At 62.0% G+C, this 20,720-nt stretch carries 16 protein-coding genes; 13 read left to right on the plus strand and 3 right to left on the minus strand.

Features of this window, described 5'->3' with window-relative positions; all coding sequences use genetic code 11:
- Window positions 1-127: 127 nt before the first annotated feature.
- Window positions 128-1,534 carry a type I glutamate--ammonia ligase gene (gene glnA / locus P0Y58_04060; GenBank protein ID WEK31379.1) on the minus strand — a complete coding sequence of 469 codons (1,407 nt, stop codon included), beginning with the start codon at window positions 1,532-1,534 and terminating at the stop codon, window positions 128-130.
- 505 nt (window positions 1,535-2,039) lie between these two features.
- Between glnA and thiI the strand changes: the two genes are divergently transcribed.
- On the plus strand, window positions 2,040-3,494 hold the full coding sequence (gene thiI, locus P0Y58_04065) for a tRNA 4-thiouridine(8) synthase ThiI (GenBank protein ID WEK31380.1): 1,455 nt from the start codon (window positions 2,040-2,042) through the stop codon (window positions 3,492-3,494).
- A 128-nt stretch (window positions 3,495-3,622) separates the two neighbouring features.
- On the plus strand, window positions 3,623-5,446 hold the full coding sequence (gene typA / locus P0Y58_04070) for a translational GTPase TypA (GenBank protein ID WEK31381.1): 1,824 nt from the start codon (window positions 3,623-3,625) through the stop codon (window positions 5,444-5,446).
- Between the two features lie 122 nt (window positions 5,447-5,568).
- Here the strand turns inward: typA and P0Y58_04075 are convergent, their stop codons facing one another.
- Complete coding sequence (locus tag P0Y58_04075) at window positions 5,569-5,973, minus strand: YkgJ family cysteine cluster protein (protein ID WEK31382.1); 405 nt, start codon at window positions 5,971-5,973, stop codon at window positions 5,569-5,571.
- Window positions 5,974-6,157: 184 nt separating this feature from the next.
- On the opposite strand from P0Y58_04075, the gene P0Y58_04080 reads away from it, so the two are divergent.
- From P0Y58_04080 to P0Y58_04100, 5 genes are all read left to right on the plus strand, one after another.
- Window positions 6,158-8,608 (plus strand): glycogen/starch/alpha-glucan phosphorylase, encoded by a 2,451-nt coding sequence (locus tag P0Y58_04080; GenBank protein WEK31383.1) that lies wholly within the window; start codon window positions 6,158-6,160, stop codon window positions 8,606-8,608.
- Between the two features lie 265 nt (window positions 8,609-8,873).
- Window positions 8,874-9,884: a class 1 fructose-bisphosphatase gene (locus P0Y58_04085; GenBank protein WEK31384.1), complete on the plus strand. Its 1,011-nt coding sequence runs from the start codon at window positions 8,874-8,876 to the stop codon at window positions 9,882-9,884.
- A 3-nt stretch (window positions 9,885-9,887) separates the two neighbouring features.
- Window positions 9,888-10,484: a DUF924 domain-containing protein gene (locus P0Y58_04090; GenBank protein ID WEK31385.1), complete on the plus strand. Its 597-nt coding sequence runs from the start codon at window positions 9,888-9,890 to the stop codon at window positions 10,482-10,484.
- Window positions 10,485-10,711: 227 nt separating this feature from the next.
- Window positions 10,712-10,966: an outer membrane protein assembly factor BamE gene (gene bamE / locus P0Y58_04095; GenBank protein WEK31386.1), complete on the plus strand. Its 255-nt coding sequence runs from the start codon at window positions 10,712-10,714 to the stop codon at window positions 10,964-10,966.
- A complete protein-coding gene (locus tag P0Y58_04100) occupies window positions 10,963-11,535 on the plus strand; it encodes a lipocalin family protein (protein WEK31387.1) in 573 nt (190 codons plus the stop codon). Before bamE ends, P0Y58_04100 begins: the two co-directional genes overlap by 4 nt.
- 32 nt (window positions 11,536-11,567) lie before the next feature.
- Here the strand turns inward: P0Y58_04100 and P0Y58_04105 are convergent, their stop codons facing one another.
- A complete protein-coding gene (locus P0Y58_04105; GenBank protein WEK31388.1) occupies window positions 11,568-12,932 on the minus strand; it encodes a formimidoylglutamate deiminase in 1,365 nt (454 codons plus the stop codon).
- A 142-nt stretch (window positions 12,933-13,074) separates the two neighbouring features.
- On the opposite strand from P0Y58_04105, the gene hutC reads away from it, so the two are divergent.
- The 6 genes from hutC to hutI all read left to right on the plus strand — a co-directional run bounded on the left by hutC (window position 13,075) and on the right by hutI (window position 20,717).
- Entirely contained in the window at window positions 13,075-13,785 is a 711-nt protein-coding gene (gene hutC, locus P0Y58_04110) for a histidine utilization repressor (protein ID WEK33271.1), read from the plus strand.
- Window positions 13,782-14,354 (plus strand): HutD family protein, encoded by a 573-nt coding sequence (locus P0Y58_04115; protein WEK31389.1) that lies wholly within the window; start codon window positions 13,782-13,784, stop codon window positions 14,352-14,354. The genes hutC and P0Y58_04115 overlap by 4 nt, the downstream gene beginning before the upstream one ends.
- 257 nt (window positions 14,355-14,611) lie before the next feature.
- The gene (gene hutU / locus P0Y58_04120) at window positions 14,612-16,285 is read left to right on the plus strand and encodes a urocanate hydratase (protein WEK31390.1); all 1,674 of its coding nucleotides are present in this window, start codon (window positions 14,612-14,614) and stop codon (window positions 16,283-16,285) included.
- 108 nt (window positions 16,286-16,393) lie between these two features.
- A complete protein-coding gene (hutH, locus tag P0Y58_04125) occupies window positions 16,394-17,926 on the plus strand; it encodes a histidine ammonia-lyase (protein ID WEK31391.1) in 1,533 nt (510 codons plus the stop codon).
- 166 nt (window positions 17,927-18,092) lie between these two features.
- Entirely contained in the window at window positions 18,093-19,496 is a 1,404-nt protein-coding gene (locus P0Y58_04130; GenBank protein ID WEK31392.1) for an amino acid permease, read from the plus strand.
- Between the two features lie 15 nt (window positions 19,497-19,511).
- Window positions 19,512-20,717 (plus strand): imidazolonepropionase, encoded by a 1,206-nt coding sequence (hutI, locus tag P0Y58_04135; protein WEK31393.1) that lies wholly within the window; start codon window positions 19,512-19,514, stop codon window positions 20,715-20,717.
- The last annotated feature ends 3 nt before the right edge of the window (window positions 20,718-20,720 follow it).

Here is a 20,720-nt window from a genome sequence, read left to right on the forward strand (position 1 = left end):
GCCGCTAAATCTTGCACCAAGATAGAGCATAGCGTGGCGGGGGAAATTTCTGCAGGCAGCAGAAACGAAAACGGCCTCCCGGAGGAGGCCGTCTTGATCATGTCATCGACGCCAGGCGTCGATCAGATCAGCAGCTGTAGTACAGCTCGTATTCCAGCGGGTGTACGAAGGTACGTACCTTGATCTCTTCTTCGCTCTTCAGGTCGATAAAGGCATCGATGAAGTCATCGGAGAACACGCCGCCCTTGGTCAGGAACGCACGGCCTTTGTCCAGCTCTTCCAGGGCTTCTTTCAGGCTGCCGCAGACTTGCGGAATGTCCTTGGCCTCTTCTGGTGGCAGGTCGTACAGGTTCTTGTCGGCAGCATCGCCTGGGTGGATCTTGTTCTGGATGCCGTCCAGGCCAGCCATCAGCAGGGCCGCGAAGGCCAGGTACGGGTTGGCCGATGGGTCCGGGAAGCGTGCTTCGATACGGCGGGCTTTCGGGCTGCCGACGTAAGGAATACGGATCGAGGCGGAACGGTTGCGAGCCGAGTAGGCCAGCATTACCGGGGCTTCGAAGCCTGGGACCAGACGCTTGTAGGAGTTGGTCGACGGGTTGGTGAAGCCGTTCAGGGCCTTACCGTGCTTGATGATACCGCCGATGAAGTACAGGGCGGTGTCGGACAGGCCGGCATAGCCTTCACCCGAGAAGGTATTTTTGCCGTCTTTCCAGATCGACATGTGCACGTGCATGCCCGAACCGTTGTCACCGTACAGTGGCTTCGGCATGAAGGTGGCGGTACGGCCGTAAGCGTCGGCAACGTTGTGCACGACGTATTTCAGGGCCTGTACTTCGTCAGCTTTCTTCACCAGGGTGTTGAACTTGACGCCGATTTCGTTCTGGCCGGCAGTCGCCACTTCGTGGTGGTGAACTTCAACGATCTGGCCCATTTCTTCCAGTGCGTTGCACATGGCAGTACGGATTTCGTGGTCGTGGTCGAACGGCGGAACCGGGAAGTAACCGCCTTTCACGCCTGGACGGTGGCCTTTGTTGCCGCCTTCCACGTCAGCGCCGGTCATCCACGAGCCTTGCTCGGAGAAGATCTTGAACATCGAGCCGGAGATGTCCGAGTGGAACTTCACTTCGTCGAAGATGAAGAACTCTGGCTCCGGGCCTGCGAATACGGTGTCACCGATGCCGGTGCTCTTCAGGTACTCTTCGGCACGCTTGGCGATCGCACGTGGGTCGCGATCGTAGCCCTGCATGCTCGACGGGTCGACGATGTCGCAGGTGATGATCAGGGTTGGTTCTTCGGTGAACGGGTCCAGTACGGCAGTGTCGTCGACCGGCATCAGGATCATGTCGGAAGCTTCGATGCCTTTCCAGCCAGCGATGGAGGAGCCGTCGAACATCTTGCCGACTTCGAAGAAGTCTTCATCCAGTGCGTCACGCGACGGCATGGTCACGTGGTGCTGAATGCCTTTGGTGTCCGTGAAACGCAGATCAATCCACTTGACGTCATGATCTTTGATGAGTTGAACCGACTTCGACATGTTGTCCTCCGGATGGTCTAGAGCGCGGTGGGCCGCTGCCCTGGAAAAAGGGTGTTGCCGGGCGCGGATAGTCGGCCAAGCTTACCTGCCTCACAAGGGAGCAAATTGCATGCCAGTGCCCGAAAATGGCGAGCGGGGGATAAAAGGAGGCGTTTCGGGGCATTTGGTGTTGGGTTGGCCCGGAAAAGTGCACCCTTAAGATGCGAATTTTGGTTGAGGCGCACTGATATGGTGCACTGCTTGAGTGGTGTGCTTGCTTTGAGGGCCTCTTCGCGGGCGCGCCCGCTCCCACAGGAATCTCACAGCCCTCGAAATTTGTGCAGTCCCTGTGGGAGCGGGCGTGTCGGAGCGCCGAACCGCCGCGAAAGGGCCGGAACAGGCGCCACAAAACTCACCCCCTGCATTTATCTGAAAGCTTCTGATCAAAAGTTGGTCAAATCCTGAGCAATTTCCGATATAATTCGCGCCCCACATTTTCGGCAGGCCCTGCGCGCGCTGTTAACCAATGAAACTTATCGTCAAAGTCTTCCCAGAAATCACCATCAAGAGCCGGCCGGTGCGCAAGCGCTTCATCCGCCAGCTCGCCAAGAACATCCGCAACGTGCTCAAGGACCTCGATCCTGAGCTCGCGGTCGATGGTGTCTGGGACAATCTCGAAGTGGTCACCCGCGTCGAAGACGAAAAGGTCCAGCGCGAGATCATCGAACGCCTCACCTGCACCCCGGGTATCACCCACTTCCTGCAGGTAGAGGAATACCCGCTGGGTGACTTCGACGACATCGTTGCCAAGTGCAAGCAGCACTTCGGTCACCTGCTGGCCGGCAAGCGCTTTTCAGTGCGCTGCAAGCGCGGCGGCCACCACGACTTCACCTCGATGGACGTCGACCGCTACGTCGGCAGCCAGCTGCGCCAGCAGTGCGGCGCATCGGGTATCGACCTGAAGACGCCTGAAGTCGTGGTGCGCATGGAGATCCGCAATCAGCGCCTGTTCGTGATTCACAACCAGCACAACGGCATTGGTGGCTATCCGCTGGGTGCCCTGGAGCAGACGCTGGTGCTGATGTCCGGTGGCTTCGACTCCACCGTGGCGGCCTACCAGATGATGCGCCGTGGCCTGATGACCCATTTCTGTTTCTTCAACCTCGGCGGCCGTGCCCACGAGCTGGGCGTAATGGAAGTGGCCCACTACCTGTGGAAGAAGTACGGCAGCAGCCAGCGCGTGCTGTTTATCAGCGTGCCGTTTGAAGAAGTGGTCGGCGAGATCCTCAACAAGGTCGACAACAGCTACATGGGCGTGACCCTCAAGCGCATGATGCTGCGAGGCGCCGCGCACATGGCCGACCGCCTGCAGATCGAGGCGCTGGTAACCGGTGAGGCAATTTCCCAGGTGTCAAGCCAGACCCTGCCGAACCTGTCGATCATCGACTCGGCCACCGACAAGCTGGTGTTGCGCCCGCTGCTGGCCAGCCACAAGCAGGACATCATCGACCAGGCCACCGAAATCGGAACCGCCGATTTCGCCAAGCACATGCCGGAATACTGTGGTGTGATCTCGGTGAACCCGACCACCCATGCCAAGCGTCATCGCATGGAGCACGAAGAAAAGCAGTTCGACATGGCCGTGCTGGAGCGTGCCCTGGAGCGCGCCAAGTTCATTTCCATCGACCACGTGATCGATGAACTGGGCAAGGACATCGAAATCGAGGAAGTGGCCGAGGCGCTGCCAGGCCAGATCGTTATCGACATTCGTCACCCTGATGCCCAGGAAGACGAACCTCTGGTGCTGGAAGGTATCGAAGTCCAGGCCATGCCGTTTTATGCCATCAACAGCAAGTTCAAGCACCTGGACCCTACGCGCCAGTACTTGCTGTATTGCGACAAGGGTGTGATGAGCCGTTTGCACGCACACCATCTGCTCAGTGAGGGACATGCCAATGTGCGTGTTTATCGTCCGACATAAGACGCCGGGGCTGTATGGCGGCAGTATCCGCCATCGCCCTCCCGACCGCCGGGCCCGCTGAGCCTTAAACAGTACATATTGGCCGCCTACAATAGGCGGCAACCGAATCCTCTGATCGAGATACACTTGTGATCGAAAATCTGCGTAACATCGCCATCATCGCCCACGTTGACCATGGTAAAACCACCCTGGTCGACAAACTCCTGCGTCAGTCCGGCACTCTGGAGCGTAACGAGCTCAACGACGAGCGCGTCATGGACTCCAACGACCAGGAAAAAGAGCGCGGTATTACCATTCTGGCGAAAAACACCGCCATCAACTGGAACGGCTACCACATCAACATCGTCGACACCCCCGGCCACGCCGACTTCGGTGGCGAGGTTGAGCGTGTAATGTCGATGGTTGACTCCGTACTGCTGCTGGTCGACGCTCAAGACGGCCCGATGCCGCAAACCCGCTTCGTGACCAAAAAGGCTTTCGAAGCTGGCCTGAAGCCAATCGTCGTGATCAACAAGGTTGACCGCCCGGGCGCACGTCCTGACTGGGTTCTGGACCAGATCTTCGACCTGTTCGACAACCTCGGTGCTACCGACGAACAGCTGGACTTCAAAGTTGTCTACGCCTCGGCCCTGAACGGCATTGCCGGTCTGGACCACACCGAAATGGCCGAAGACATGACCCCGCTGTACCAGGCGGTCATCGACCACGTTCCAGCGCCAGCTGTTGACCGTGACGGCCCGTTCCAGATGCAAATCTCCGCTCTGGACTACAACAGCTTCCTGGGTGTTATCGGTGTTGGCCGTATTGCCCGTGGTCGCATCAAGCCGAACACCCCGGTTGTTGCCATCGACGCCAACGGCAAGAAGCGTAACGGCCGTATCCTGAAACTGATGGGCCACCACGGCCTGCACCGCGTTGACGTCGAAGAAGCCCTGGCTGGCGACATCGTCTGCATCAGCGGTTTCGACGAGCTGTTCATCTCCGACACCCTGTGCGACCCGACTGCCGTTGAGGCGATGAAGCCGCTGACCGTTGACGAGCCTACCGTTTCGATGACCTTCCAGGTCAACGACTCGCCGTTCTGCGGCAAGGAAGGCAAGTTCGTCACCAGCCGTAACATCAAGGACCGTCTGGACAAGGAGCTGCTGTACAACGTAGCCCTGCGCGTTGAAGAAACCGACTCCCCAGACAAGTTCAAGGTCTCGGGCCGCGGCGAGCTGCACCTCTCGGTACTGATCGAAACCATGCGTCGCGAAGGCTTCGAACTGGCCCTGGGCCGTCCTGAAGTGATCATCCGTGAAGTGAACGGCGTGCGTCAGGAACCGTTCGAAAACGTCACCATCGACATCCCTGAAGAAGCGCAGGGCAAGGTCATGGAAGAGATGGGTCTGCGTAAAGGCGACCTGACCAACATGGTCCCGGATGGCAAGGGCCGTGTACGCCTGGAATACAACATCCCGGCACGTGGTCTGATCGGTTTCCGTAACCAGTTCCTGACCCTGACCAACGGCGCAGGCATCCTGACTTCGATCTTCGATCGCTACGACACCGTGAAGTCCGGCCACATGTCCGGCCGTCAGAACGGCGTACTGGTTTCGGTCGAAACCGGCAAGGCGCTGACCTACTCGCTGGAAACCCTGCAGGCGCGCGGCAAGCTGTTCGTCGAGCACGGCCAAGAGATCTACAACGGTCAGATCGTAGGCCAGAACAGCCGCGACAACGACCTGGGCGTCAACCCTACCAAGGGCAAGAAGCTCGACAACATGCGTGCTTCGGGTAAAGACGAAGTCATCGCTCTGGTTCCACCTGTTCGCTTCACCCTGGAACAGGCTCTGGAATACATCCAGGAAGACGAGCTGTGCGAAGTAACGCCGAAGTCCATCCGTCTTCGCAAGAAGATCCTGGACGAAAGCGAGCGTACCCGCGCCGCCAAGAAAGCCAAGAACAGCTAAGTTAGTTCCGGCTGAATGAAAACGCCCCCGGTCGAAAGGCCGGGGGCGTTTTTTTATGCCTTCAGAATTTGCGTTGGCTTCTTCGCGGGCTTGCCCGCGAAGAGGCCCTTGAAGGCTGAAGATCAGCGCCCAACCACCTTGGGCTTATACGCACAATACCCAGGCCGCGGCCCGACCTTGGGGTGGTTGCGGCAGGTATCCGGGCGCTTGTCATAAATGGTGCACAAGCGGCTTTTACGATCCAGGTACATGCAGTCGTCGTTGCTCATCCGGGTCAGGGTGAAGATCCCCGACTTCTGGTTGAAGCGCTCGATGATGCCGTCTTTCTGCAGGCGCTTGGCCACGTTCTTCGGCGGTTCGTCTTTTTCGAACTCGTCCACCACGCCGATACGGATCAGATCCTTGATCTTCACCTCTACCGGCAGGGTGCAGCAGGTCGAATGGCAGCCGTGGCACATGTGGCTGGCGTAGCGCTGCCAAGTCTCCAGGCGGTCGACTTCGGCGGCGGCGATCAGGGTCGTTTTCATCTTTATAGGGTGTATCACGGTCTTGGGGCGCGCGATGATACCGGAATTGTTCAAATTATGAACAACCTTTTGCCGGATTCGCAGAGTGGGCATGAAAACTGCGAACAGTAACTGTCACTCCCTGTCGAAGGGTCTAGTCTCATCTATCTCCCTCCGCTCTCGTCAACTTGCCCGAGGATGCCGCATGTCCCAGGAACCCAAAGCACGTGACGCCGAAGTCGCGGATTTTCGTGCCGCTGTACTCAACAAGCTGACCTACGCGGTCGGCAAGGACCCGGAGCACGCCTTTGACCATGACTGGTTCGAAGCCATCGCCCTGGCTGCGCGCGAACACATGGTCGACCACTGGATGGACCACACTCGCCAGGCCTATAGACGCAGCCAGAAGCGGGTTTACTACCTCTCGCTGGAATTTCTTATCGGCCGCCTGCTGTACGACAGCCTTAGCAACCTGGGGCTGCTGGATATCGCCCGGGATGCACTGGAAGGGTTGAATGTTGACCTGGAGCGCATCCGCCTGCTCGAACCCGACGCTGCGCTGGGTAACGGCGGCCTGGGCCGCCTGGCGGCCTGCTTCATGGAAAGCATGTCGACCCTGGGTATCGCCGCCCACGGCTATGGTATCCGCTACGAGCATGGCTTGTTCCGTCAGGCCATCGTCGACGGCTGGCAGCAAGAGCAGACCGAGAACTGGCTGGATTTCGGCAACCCCTGGGAGTTCGAGCGCGCCGAGGTGATCTACCCGATCAGCTTTGGCGGTAGCGTTGAAACGGTGCACGACAGCCGCGGCCAGCAGCGTCAGGTGTGGTCGCCGGGCGAAACGGTGCGTGCGGTGGCTTATGACACGCCGGTGGTCGGCTGGCGCGGTGCAAGCGTAAATACCTTGCGCCTGTGGCGTGCCCGAGCCCTCGAAGAGTTGCACCTGGAGCGCTTCAACGCGGGCGACCACCTGGGCGCTGTGGCCGAAGTGGCGCGGGCTGAGAGCATTTCGCGCGTGCTGTATCCGGCCGACAGTACCGAGGCCGGCCAGGAACTGCGCCTGCGCCAGGAATACTTCTTCGTGTCGGCTTCGCTGCAGGACTTGCTGCGCCGCCACCTGAACATGCACAAAGACCTGCTCAACCTGCCCGATGCGGCGGCCATCCAGCTCAATGACACGCACCCTTCGATTGCCGTGGCAGAGCTGATGCGGCTGCTGGTGGATCAGCATGAAGTGCCGTGGGAAAAGGCCTGGGAGCTGACCGTTGGCACGCTCGCCTACACCAACCACACGTTGCTGCCCGAAGCTCTGGAAACCTGGCCGGTCGCACTGATGGAGCGCATGCTGCCGCGGCACATGCAGATCATCTACCTGATCAACGCCTACCACATCGACGCATTGCGGGCCAAAGGGCTGCACGATTTCGACGTGTTGCGCGCGGTGTCGTTGATCGAGGAAGACAACGGCCGCCGGGTGCGCATGGGCAACCTGGCGTTCCTGGGTTCGCACAGCGTCAACGGCGTGTCGGCGCTGCACAGCAAGCTGATGAAAAGCACGGTGTTCTCCGAGCTGCACAAGCTCTACCCGCACCGGATCAACAACAAGACCAATGGCATTACCTTCCGCCGCTGGTTGTACCAGTCCAACCCGCAGCTTACCGAGATGCTGGTCGAAGCGCTCGGGCCGGAGCTCAAGGACAACCCTGAAGGGCTACTGGCAGGCTTGGTGCCCTTCGCTGACAAGGCCGGTTTCCGCAAGCAGTTCGCCGCTCAGCGCCTGCACAGCAAGCGCGCCCTGGCCAGCATCATCCAGGACCGCATAGGTGTCACGGTGAACCCCGAGGCGCTGTTCGATGTACAGGTCAAGCGCATCCACGAATACAAGCGCCAGTTGCTCAACCTGCTGCACACCGTGGCGTTGTATCAGGCCATACGTAACGACCCCGGCACCAACTGGGCGCCACGGGTGAAGATCTTCGCTGGCAAGGCTGCGGCCAGTTATCACCAGGCCAAGCTGATCATCAAGCTGACCAACGACATCGCCCGGGTGGTGAACAACGACCCGACCGTGCGTGGCCTGCTCAAGGTGGTGTTCCTGCCCAACTACAACGTCAGCCTTGCCGAAAGCATCATCCCGGCGGCAGACCTTTCCGAGCAGATTTCCACGGCCGGTTATGAAGCGTCCGGTACCAGCAACATGAAGTTCGGCCTGAACGGCGCGCTGACCATCGGCACTCTGGACGGTGCCAACGTGGAAATGTGCGAGCAGGTGGGCGCCGACAACATGTTCATCTTCGGGCTGACCGCGCAGCAGGTCGAGGCGCGCAAGCGCTCCGGTGATTTTGGTGCAAGTGCCGCAATCGCGGCGTCCAATCGCCTGAACGATGTGCTGCAGGCGATCCGCAGCGGGGTGTTCTCGTCAGACGACCCTTCACGCTACACCGGGTTGATCGACGGGCTGGTGGCGTATGACCGCTTCCTGGTATGTGCCGATTTCGACGCCTACTGGGATGCCCAGCGGCGGGTCGAGGAGCTGTGGCACACGCCGCAGGAGTGGTGGCGCATGGCGGTGCTGAACACGGCGCGGATGGGCTGGTTCTCGTCGGACCGGACCATTCGCGAGTATGCCTCGGAGATCTGGAAGGCACTGGATTGATGTAGGCCTGTACCGGCCTCTTCGCGGGGCAAGCCCGCTCCCACAGGATCTCCGTTGCCTTGAAGGCAGCCCAAAACCTGTGGGAGCGGGCTTGCCCCGCGAATGGACTGCAAAGCAGTCCCACTCGACAGCCGGCCTGGCGCAGGCTGAACTACCGACCTATTGTGCCGTCAGACAGCCGTGGCGAGTCTCATCACTCGCTAGCCTGACACTCTCCCTGTAAACTGCGGGGGTTTTTACTCCCCCAATCCGTTCGGAGCCATACATGTCCCGCGTTACCCTGAGTCGCTATCTGATTGAGCAGACCCGCAGCAACAATACCCCTGCCGATCTGCGCTTCCTGATCGAAGTGGTGGCGCGTGCGTGCAAGGAAATCAGCCATCACGTGTCCAAGGGTGCCCTCGGCGGCGTGCTGGGCAGCATGGGCACTGAAAACGTGCAGGGCGAAGTCCAGAAGAAACTGGACGTGATTTCCAACGATATCCTGCTCGAAGCCAACGAGTGGGGCGGTCACCTGGCCGGCATGGCCTCCGAAGAAATGGACAATGCCTACCAGATCCCGGGCAAGTACCCGAAAGGCGCCTACCTGCTGGTCTTCGACCCACTGGACGGTTCGTCGAACATCGACGTCAACGTTTCGGTCGGCACCATCTTCTCGGTACTGCGTTGCCCTAACGAGTACCTGAGCCAGAACGAAACCCTGAACGAGAACGCCTTCCTGCAGCCAGGCACCGAGCAGGTCGCCGCCGGTTACGCCATTTATGGCCCGCAGACCATGCTGATCCTGACCTTGGGTAACGGCGTCAAAGGCTTCACCCTGGACCGCGAACTGGGCAGCTTCGTGCTGACTCACGAGAATATTCGCGTACCGGAAAGCACCGCCGAGTTCGCCATCAACATGTCCAACCAGCGCCACTGGGAAGCCCCGATTCAACGTTACGTCGGCGAACTGCTGGCAGGCGAGACCGGCCCGCTCAAAAAGAACTACAACATGCGCTGGATCGCCTCGATGGTGGCCGACGTGCACCGCATCCTGACCCGTGGCGGCCTGTTCATGTACCCGCGCGACGCCCGCGACCCAAGCAAGCCGGGCAAGCTGCGCCTGATGTACGAAGCCAACCCGATGTCGTTCATCATCGAACAGGCTGGCGGCGTGTCCACCGACGGTTACCAGCGCATCCTCGACATCAAGCCTGAAGGCCTGCACCAGCGCGTGTCGGTGATTCTGGGCTCGAAGGAAGAGGTCGAGCGCGTCACCGCGTACCACAAGGAGTAAACCATGCTCGCACCTTGGCAGCCGTTGCTGGAATGGTGGTTCGGTTGGGGCATTAATGCCCAGGCCGTGGCTGACGAGAAAAACACGCTGTGGTTCGGCAAGCATTACGATGCCGATGCCCATGCGCTGTTTGGCGAGTTGGTCGAGCAGGCCCTGGCGGGCGGGCTGGACGAGTGGCAGCAAAGCCCGCAGGGCTGGCTGGGCCTGCTGATTCTGCTGGACCAGCTGCCACGCATGATCTACCGCGACACGCCGCGCGCCTTCGAGGGCGACCGGCGTGCCCAGGTGGTGGCCATGCAGGGCCTGCAGAAGGGCTGGGACTACCAGCTGCTGCCGATCCAGCGGGTGTTCGTGCTGCTGGTGTTGGAGCATGCCGAGGTGCTGGACTGGCAGAACCTGTGCGTGGAGCGCTACCAGACGCTGCTGGACGAGCAGCCCGAGGCCAACCGCCGGTTGTTCGAAGGCTTCCTCGACTACGCCGAGCAGCACCAGCGGGTAATCGCCCGGTTCGGGCGCTTTCCGCACCGCAACCTGGTGCTGGAGCGTCCGAGTACCAGCGAAGAGATGGACTTTCTGCTGGAGCCCGGGTCTCGGTTCTGAGGCCGCAGGGTGCCTGCTGCGCAGCCCGATCGTGATACAAGGCCGCCCCTACAGGGGCGGCTTTTTTATTGGGCGATGATTAATGCTTTGTGATTAATCGCACAGTAGTGGCCATCCGACCAATGGTGTAGGGGCAAACAGGGTGGGGCAGGGAACCTGGGAGGGATTTTCACGTCGAAGGTCACTGCAGGCCACTCGCCTGTCTCATCTCTCCAGGAGTGTCCTTCATGTCGTTGCGTTCCCTCGCCCTGTTGTCGCTGTGCGTCGTTCTGACTGCCTGCAGCAAGATCAATCAGGAAAACTATTCCAGGATCAAGGCCGGTATGAACAAGGCCGAGATCGAGCAGTTGCTCGGCACGCCGACCGAGTGCTCTGGCGCGTTGGGTATGAGCAGCTGCACCTGGGGGGACGAGAAGAGCTTCATCAGCGTGCAGTACGCGGCTGACAAGGTGCTGATGTATTCAGGGCAGGGGCTCAAATGAGGCGTTTATACCTGCTGATGGGCGTATGCCTGGCGTTGTTGCTGGGGGGGTGTGCAGGCTCCGTGCACGACCCGCTGGCGCCGAAAACCGCTGGCAATGTCGACCTCAAGCGCTATCAGGGCAAATGGTACGAACTGGCGCGCCTGCCCATGCGCTATCAGGAAGGTTGCGAACAGTCCGAGGCCCATTACAACCTCAAACCTGATGGTAGCTATGGCGTACTCAACCGCTGTCGCACCATGGGTGACGAATGGCTGCGCGCTGAAGGGCATGCCAACATTCAGGAACCGGGGCACACCGACAAGCTGTGGGTAGAGTTCGATAACTGGTTTACCAAGCTGGTGCCTGGTGTAGCTCGGGGGGAATACTGGATCCTGTACGTGGACGATCACTACCGCACGGCAGTCGTTGGCAGCCCGGACCGCAAGTACCTGTGGATTTTGTCACGCACGCCGACACTACCGGCCTGGGAGCGTGAAAGCCTGCTGTCCAAAGCGCGGCAGCAAGGTTATGACACCAGCCGCCTGATCTGGCGTGCGTCCGATCAGCAAATCGTAAAAATGCACTGATTTTCCGGGGCTGCAAAGCAGCCCCAGTACACCTAACCCAAAAGCTGCCGCAACACCCCGGCAAACGCCCGCGCGCTTTCCTCTTCCTGCGAATGCCGCCCCTGGCGCACCACCCATTGCCCATTCACCATCACATCGCGCACCTGGCGATCACCCCCGGCAAACAGCCAGCGATTGAGAATGGCATCGCCATTCGCCAGGGCGATATAAGGGTCCTGTCCATCCAGTACCAGCCAGTCGGCACGCTTGCCCACGGCCAGTTCCCCGACCGCTTGCCCCAGTGCCTGCGCACCGCCCGCCAGCGCGGCGTCATACAACGTGCGCCCGACCATCGGCTGGTCGCCGCGGTACAGGCGGTTGCGTCGCTGGTCGCGCAGCCGCTGGCCGTATTCCAGCCAGCGCAGTTCTTCTACCACGCTTAGCGACACATGGCTGTCCGAGCCAATACCCATGCGCCCGCCCTGGGCCAGGAAGTCCACCGCCGGGAAAATCCCGTCGCCCAGGTTGGCCTCTGTGGTCAGGCACAACCCTGCCACCGCGCCACTGCGGGCCATGGCGGTGACTTCATCCGGCTCGGCATGGGTGGCATGCACCAGGCACCAGCGGGGGTCTACATCCACATGCTCGTACAGCCATTGCAGCGGGCGCAGGCCGCTCCAGGCCAGGCAGTCGTCCACTTCCTTCTGCTGCTCGGCGATATGAATATGCACCGGGCATTGTGCGTTGCTGGCCGCCAGCACTTCGGCGATCTGCCCCGGCGTCACCGCACGCAGCGAGTGGAAGCACAGGCCCAGTTGCTGCGCGGGTTGCGCGGCCAGCAGCGGGGCCAGTTGCGCTTGCAGTTGCAGATACTGTTCGGTGGAGTTGATGAAGCGCCGCTGGCCGTCATTGGCGGCCTGGCCGCCGAACCCGGCATGGCTGTACAGCACCGGCAACAGCGTCAGGCCAATGCCACTATCGGCCGCAGCGGCGCTGATGCGGCGGGACAGTTCGGCCGGGTCGGCGTAAGCCTTGCCAGCCTGATCGTGGTGCACGTAATGGAATTCGGCCACCGAGGTGTAGCCGGCCTTCAGCATTTCGATGTACAGCTGCCGGGCGATGACCTGCAACTGGTCCGGGCTGATCTGCCCGACCAGGCGGTACATCAGGTCGCGCCAGGTCCAGAAGCTGTCATTGGGGTTGCCGGCGACTTCCGCCAGACCCGCCATGGCACGCTGGAAGGCATGCGAGTGCAGGTTGGGCATGCCGGGCAGCAACGGGCCGGCCAGGCGCTCGGCGCCTTCGGCCGAAGCGCCCGGCTCGATGCGGGACACATGGCCATCGCTGGCCACCTCGATACGGACATGGCTGGCCCAGCCTGTAGGTAGCAAGGCGCGATCGGCGAAGTAGGCGGACATCGGGGAAATCCTGTTATTGTTAACTTGTATATACATATACAGGCGTTTGCCTGCCGGGTAAACTGCGGCAAGCTACCGCTCATTCCATTGCAAAGGACTCAACGCCGTGCCGACACCTCCTGTCTCCGCGCTGGTTGCCCAGATGGGCGAGGGCCCGGCGCCGCTCTATGCCCGGGTCAAACAGATGATCATCCAGCAGATCGACAACGGCAGCTGGCCCCCCCATCACCGGGTCCCCTCGGAGAGCGAACTGGTCAGCGAGCTGGGCTTCAGCCGCATGACCATCAACCGTGCCCTGCGCGAACTCACCGCCGATGGTCTGCTGGTGCGCATGCAAGGGGTGGGTACGTTCGTGGCTGAGCCCAAAGGCCGTTCGGCGTTGTTCGAGGTCAACAACATTGCCGACGAAATCGCCGCGCGTGGCCACCAGCATAGCTGCCAGGTGATCACCCTCAACGAGGAAGCCGCCGGTTCCGAGCGGGCCCTGGCCCTGGACATGCGCGAAGGCCAGCGGGTGTTCCACTCGCTGATCGTGCATTTCGAGAACGGTGTGCCGGTGCAGATCGAGGACCGCTACGTCAACGCGGCGATCGCACCCGACTACCTCAAGCAGGATTTCACCCGGCAGACACCGTACGCCTACCTGTCTCAGGTGGCGCCATTGACCGAAGGCGAGCACGTGGTCGAGGCGATCCTCGCCGAGCCAGAAGAGTGTCGGCTGTTGCAGATCGAGCGTGGCGAACCTTGTCTGCTGATTCGCCGGCGTACCTGGTCCGGTCGTCAGCCGGTGACCGCTGCACGGCTGATTCACCCCGGTTCCCGTCATCGCCTGGAAGGACGTTTCAGCAAATGAGCCAGTTGCAGTTGTTGCGCGCGCAGGATTACCCGCGCATGCCGTGGAAGAACGGCGGCGGTTTCACCGAAGAGATCACCCGCGACAGTGGCGAAGGCCTGGACGGCTTTGGCTGGCGCCTGTCGATTGCCGATATCGAGGAGTCGGGTGGCTTTTCCACCTTTGCCGGTTACCAGCGGATCATCACCGTGTTGCAGGGCGATGGCATGCGCTTGCAGGTCGACGGCCAAGCCAGCCGACCGCTGTTGCCGTTCGATGCGTTTGCCTTCAGTGGCGAGAGCCAGGTCAGCTGCAAGCTGCTGGGTGGGGCGATTCGCGATTTCAACCTGATCTATGCGCCGCAGCGGTATCGGGCGAGGCTGCAGTGGCTGGATGGGACCAGCAAGGTGTATAGCTCGGCTTCGACGGTGTTGCTGTTTGCGGCCAGTAATCAGGTCGAGGTGGCCATTGCCGGGCGCGAGATGCAGCGGCTGGGGTTGTATGACTGCCTGCGGCTGGAAGGCAACGATGAGTTGCTGGGACTGGATGTGCAGGGGCGGTGCTGCCTGATCGAACTCATTCCAAATTGAGATAGCCGGGGCTGCTGCGCAGCCCTTCGCGGGCTTGCCCGCTCCCACAGGTCCAGCGCAAGCCTCGAAGGCTGTGAAATTCTCTGTGGGAGCGGGCAAGCCCGCGAAGGGTCGCGCAGCGGCCCCGTTGTTTTCCGAGCCAATCAGCGGATCAGTCCGATTATTTTGGTTGTCCATGCTTGTACATACAAGTAAAGGTGTGTTTGTATATTGACCACGACATACCCGCCCGCGGACGACCGCAGAGGACCTTTCCCGTGACCGACAACAACAAATACCGTGACGTTGAAATCCGTGCCCCACGTGGCAACAAGCTGACCGCCAAAAGCTGGCTGACCGAAGCGCCACTGCGCATGCTGATGAACAACCTCGACCCACAGGTTGCGGAAAACCCGAAAGAGCTGGTGGTGTACGGCGGTATTGGCCGCGCTGCCCGTAACTGGGAATGCTACGACAAGATCGTCGAAACCCTGACCCGCCTGGAAGACGACGAAACCCTGCTGGTGCAGTCGGGCAAGCCGGTCGGCGTGTTCAAGACCCACAGCAATGCCCCGCGCGTGCTGATCGCCAACTCCAACCTGGTGCCGCACTGGGCCAACTGGGAGCACTTCAACGAACTGGACGCCAAGGGCCTGGCCATGTACGGCCAGATGACCGCCGGCAGCTGGATCTACATCGGCAGCCAAGGCATCGTCCAGGGCACTTACGAAACCTTCGTCGAAGCCGGTCGCCAGCACTACGGTGGCAGCCTGAAAGGCAAGTGGGTACTCACCGCAGGCCTCGGCGGCATGGGCGGCGCCCAGCCATTGGCTGCCACCCTGGCCGGCGCTTGCTCGCTGAACATCGAATGCCAGCAGAGCCGCATCGACTTCCGCCTGAGCAGCCGCTACGTCGACGAGCAGGCTACCGACCTCGATGACGCCCTGGCACGCATCGCCAAGTACACCGCCGAAGGCAAAGCCATCTCCATCGCCCTGTTGGGCAACGCTGCCGAAATCCTGCCAGAACTGGTCAAGCGTGGCGTGCGCCCGGACATGGTCACCGACCAGACCAGCGCCCACGACCCGCTCAACGGTTACCTGCCTGCCGGCTGGACCTGGGAACAGTACCGCGACCGCGCGCAGACCGAACCGGCTGCAGTGGTCAAGGCCGCCAAGCAGTCGATGGCCGTGCACGTGCAGGCCATGCTGGACTTCCAGAAGCAGGGCGTCCCGACCTTCGATTATGGCAACAACATCCGCCAGATGGCCAAGGAAGAGGGCGTAGCCAATGCCTTCGACTTCCCGGGCTTCGTTCCGGCCTATATCCGCCCACTGTTCTGCCGCGGCGTCGGCCCGTTCCGCTGGGCGGCGCTGTCTGGCGAGGCCGAGGACATCTACAAGACCGACGCCAAGGTCAAGGAACTGATCCCCGACGACGCCCACCTGCACCGCTGGCTGGACATGGCCCGCGAGCGCATCAGCTTCCAGGGCCTGCCGGCACGTATCTGCTGGGTTGGCCTGGGCCTGCGCGCCAAGCTGGGCCTGGCGTTCAACGAGATGGTCCGCAGCGGCGAGCTGTCGGCGCCGGTGGTGATCGGCCGTGACCACCTGGACTCGGGTTCGGTATCCAGCCCCAACCGCGAAACCGAAGCCATGCGTGACGGCTCGGACGCTGTTTCCGACTGGCCGCTGCTCAATGCCCTGCTGAACACTGCAGGCGGCGCCACCTGGGTGTCGCTGCACCACGGCGGTGGCGTAGGCATGGGCTTCTCGCAGCATTCGGGCATGGTCATCGTCTGCGACGGCACCGACGAAGCTGCCGAGCGCATCGCCCGTGTACTGACCAACGACCCAGGGACTGGCGTCATGCGCCACGCAGATGCCGGTTATGACATCGCCATCGACTGCGCCAAGGAGCAGGGCCTGGACCTGCCGATGATCACTGGCTGATAGCCACGCTTTGGATCGCACCCTGCAAGGGGTGATACTGAACAACAAGAAGGAGCGCGCAGGCACCCACGAACGGGTCTGCGGCTCCACGCGATTTGGAGTAGTAACGTGACCGAACTCACCCTCAAGCCCGGCACCCTGACCCTGGCCCAGCTGCGCGCAATCTACGCCGCACCCGTGCGCCTGCAACTGGATGCCAGCGCCGCACCGGCCATTGACGCCAGCGTCGCCTGTGTCGAGCAGATCATTGCCGAGGACCGCACTGCCTACGGCATCAACACCGGTTTCGGCCTGCTGGCCTCGACCCGCATCGCCAGCCACGACCTGGAAAACCTGCAGCGCTCGCTGGTGCTGTCCCACGCCGCCGGTATCGGCGCGCCGCTGGATGACGACCTGGTACGGTTGATCATGGTGCTGAAAATCAACAGCCTGAGCCGTGGCTTCTCCGGCATTCGCCGCAAAGTCATCGACGCGCTGATCACCCTGGTCAACGCCGAAGTCTACCCGCACATCCCGCTGAAAGGCTCGGTGGGGGCTTCCGGTGACCTGGCGCCGCTGGCGCACATGTCGCTGGTGCTACTGGGCGAAGGCAAAGCCCGCTACAAGGGCCAATGGCTGTCGGCCACCGAAGCCCTGGCGGTTGCCGGCCTCGAACCGCTGACCCTGGCTGCCAAGGAGGGCCTGGCCCTGCTCAACGGCACCCAGGCGTCTACTGCCTATGCCCTGCGTGGCCTGTTCCAGGCCGAAGACTTGTACGCTGCGGCCATTGCCTGCGGCGGCCTGAGCGTCGAAGCCGTACTGGGCTCGCGTTCGCCGTTCGATGCGCGTATCCATGAGGCGCGTGGCCAGCGCGGCCAGATCGACACCGCTGCCTGCTTCCGCGACCTGCTGGGCGATGCCAGCGAAGTGTCGCTGTCGCACAAGAACTGCGACAAGGTCCAGGACCCGTACTCGCTGCGCTGCCAGCCACAGGTGATGGGCGCATGCCTGACCCAGCTGCGCCAGGCCGCCGAGGTACTGGGCATCGAAGCCAACGCCGTGTCGGATAACCCACTGGTGTTCGCGGCCGAAGGTGACGTGATTTCCGGTGGCAACTTCCACGCAGAGCCAGTCGCCATGGCCGCCGACAACCTGGCCTTGGCTATCGCCGAAATCGGCTCGCTCAGCGAGCGCCGCATCTCGCTGATGATGGACAAGCACATGTCCCAGCTGCCGCCGTTCCTGGTGGAAAACGGTGGGGTCAACTCCGGCTTCATGATCGCTCAGGTCACCGCAGCAGCCCTGGCCAGCGAGAACAAGGCCCTGTCGCATCCGCACAGTGTCGATAGCCTGCCAACCTCGGCCAACCAGGAAGACCACGTATCGATGGCTCCGGCTGCCGGCAAGCGCCTGTGGGAAATGGCCGATAACACCCGTGGCGTACTGGCCATCGAATGGCTGGGCGCGTGCCAGGGCCTGGACCTGCGCAAAGGCCTGAAGACTTCGGCCAAGCTGGAGCAGGCGCGCAAGGCGCTGCGCAGCGAAGTACCGCATTACGACCGTGACCGTTTCTTTGCGCCGGACATCGAAAAGGCTGTGGAACTGTTGGCCAAGGGTAGCCTGACCGGTCTGCTGCCGGCGGGTGTGCTGCCAAGCCTGTAATGCCCTCTGGGGCCGCTGTGCGGCCCATTTGCGGGACAAGCCCGCTCCCACAGGAGTACCAAAGGTTTCAGACCTGCGCGGTACCTGTGGGAGCGGGCTTTTCCCGCGAAAGGGCTGCAAGAAGCCCCTCGATCTCACGACCACAAAAACAATTTAAGGACGTGACATGCAACAAGCTCAAGGTCTCAAGCGCGGGCTAAATGCCCGCCACATCCGTTTCATGGCCCTCGGTTCCGCGATCGGAACCGGGCTTTTCTACGGCTCTGCCTCGGCCATCCAGATGGCCGGCCCAGCCGTGCTGCTGGCCTACCTGATCGGCGGCGCCGCCGTGTTCATGGTCATGCGCGCGCTCGGCGAAATGGCCGTGCACAACCCGGTTGCCGGCTCCTTCGGCCACTATGCCAGCACCTACCTCGGCCCCATGGCCGGCTTTATCCTCGGCTGGACCTACGCCTTCGAGATGGTCATTGTCGCCATCGCCGACGTCACCGCCTTCGGGATCTACATGGGCTTCTGGTTCCCGGAAGTGGCCCGCTGGATCTGGGTCCTGGGCATCGTCTTCCTGATTGGCGGCCTGAACCTGTGCAACGTCAAAGTGTTCGGCGAGATGGAGTTCTGGCTGTCGCTGCTCAAGGTCGGCGCCATCGTCGCGATGATCCTGGCCGGCCTCGGCATCATGGCTTTCGGCTTCAGCCAAGTGGGTTCCGGGCACGCCGTGGGTGTGAGCAACCTGTTCGACCATGGCGGCTTCATGCCCAATGGCGTGAGCGGGCTGATCGCCTCTTTTGCCGTGGTGATGTTTGCCTTCGGCGGCATCGAGATCATTGGTGTTACTGCTGGTGAAGCCAAGGACCCGCAGCGGGTCATCCCCAAGGCAATCAACGCCGTGCCCCTGCGCATTCTGCTGTTCTATGTGCTCACCCTGTTCGTGCTGATGTGCCTGTACCCGTGGCCGCAGATCGGCAGCGAAGGTAGCCCGTTCGTGCAGATCTTCAGCAACCTGGGGATTGGCTCTGCCGCCGCAGTGCTGAACGTGGTGGTGATTTCCGCCGCAATTTCTGCCATCAACAGCGACATCTTCGGTGCTGGCCGCATGATGTATGGCCTGGCCCATCAAGGGCATGCGCCACGCAGCTTCGGCAAGCTGTCGAAGCACGGTGTGCCATGGATGACCGTGGTGGTGATGGGCGCCGCGCTGCTGATTGGCGTGCTGCTCAACTACCTGATCCCGGAAAACGTGTTCCTGCTGATTGCTTCGATCGCCACCTTCGCCACCGTGTGGGTGTGGCTGATGATCCTGCTTACCCAGGTGGCCATGCGCCGCAGCATGAGCCGTGAGCAGGTGGCGCAGCTGCAGTTCCCGGTACCGTTCTGGCCTTACGGCCCAGCCATGGCCATTGCGTTCATGGTGTTCATCTTTGGCGTGCTCGGGTACTTCCCCGATTCCCAGCCGGCATTGATCGTCGGCGTGGTCTGGGTGGTGTTTCTGGTGGCGTCCTACCTGCTGTGGTGCAAGCCGCGCGCAGGGCAGGGCAAGCCGGTAGCAGAGCCGGTCGAGCTGCACCGCTAGCAAAGGAGATTGTGCATGAGAACCCTCTGGCAGCATTGCCATGTGGCAACCATGGCCGAGGGCCGTTACTCGGCCATCGAGGACGCGGCCATCGTCACCAGCGCCGGCCTGATCGAATGGATCGGTCCACGAGCCGAACTGGCGCCGGTCGACGCTGACCGCACCGTGGACCTGGGCGGCGCCTGGGTCACCCCCGGGCTGATCGACTGCCACACCCACGCCGTGTTCGGTGGCAACCGTAGCGGCGAGTTCGAGCAGCGCCTGCAGGGCGTGAGCTACGCCGAAATCGCCGCGCAGGGCGGTGGCATAGCCAGCACCGTGCGGGCCACCCGCGCGGCGAGCGAGGACGAGCTGTTCGCCAGTGCCCGCCAGCGGGTTCAGGCGTTAATGCGCGATGGTGTGACCACGATTGAGATCAAGTCCGGCTACGGCCTGGACCTGGCCAACGAGCGCAAGATGCTGCGCGTGGCCCGCCGCCTGGCCGATGAGCTGCCGCTGGCGGTGCGCGCCACCTGCCTGGCCGCCCACGCCTTGCCGCCGGAGTACGCCGGCCGTGCCGACGATTACATCGCGCACATCTGCGACGAGATGCTGCCGGCGCTGGCCGCCGAGGGCCTGGTGGACGCGGTGGATGCCTTCTGCGAGCACCTGGCGTTCTCCCCGGCGCAGGTCGAGCGCCTGTTCATCAAAGCGCGCGAGCTGGGCCTGCCGGTCAAGCTGCACGCCGAGCAGCTGTCGTCGCTGCACGGCTCCAGCCTGGCGGCGCGTTACCAGGCGCTGTCGGCCGACCACCTTGAGTTCATGACCGAGGAGGATGCCATCGCCATGGCCAAGGCTGGCACGGTCGCGGTGCTGCTGCCCGGCGCGTTTTACTTCCTGCGCGAAACCCAGTTACCGCCCATGGACGCATTGCGCCGTCACGGGGTGAAGATTGCCCTGGCCAGCGACCTCAACCCCGGCACTTCGCCAGGGCTGTCGCTGCGGCTGATGCTGAACATGGGCTGCACCTGTTTCCGCATGACCCCGGAAGAAGCCTTGGCCGGCGTCACCGTGCATGCCGCCACGGCGCTAGGCCTGGGTGACAGCCACGGCTCGCTGGAAGTGGGCAAGGTGGCCGACTTCGTCGCCTGGCACATCGAACGCCCCGCCGACCTGGCCTATTGGCTGGGCGGCGACCTGCCCAAGCGCGTGGTGCGCAAGGGTAACGAGATTTCCAACTGAGTG

The organism is Candidatus Pseudomonas phytovorans (assembly GCA_029202525.1).
GTDB classification, from domain to species: domain Bacteria; phylum Pseudomonadota; class Gammaproteobacteria; order Pseudomonadales; family Pseudomonadaceae; genus Aquipseudomonas; species Aquipseudomonas phytovorans.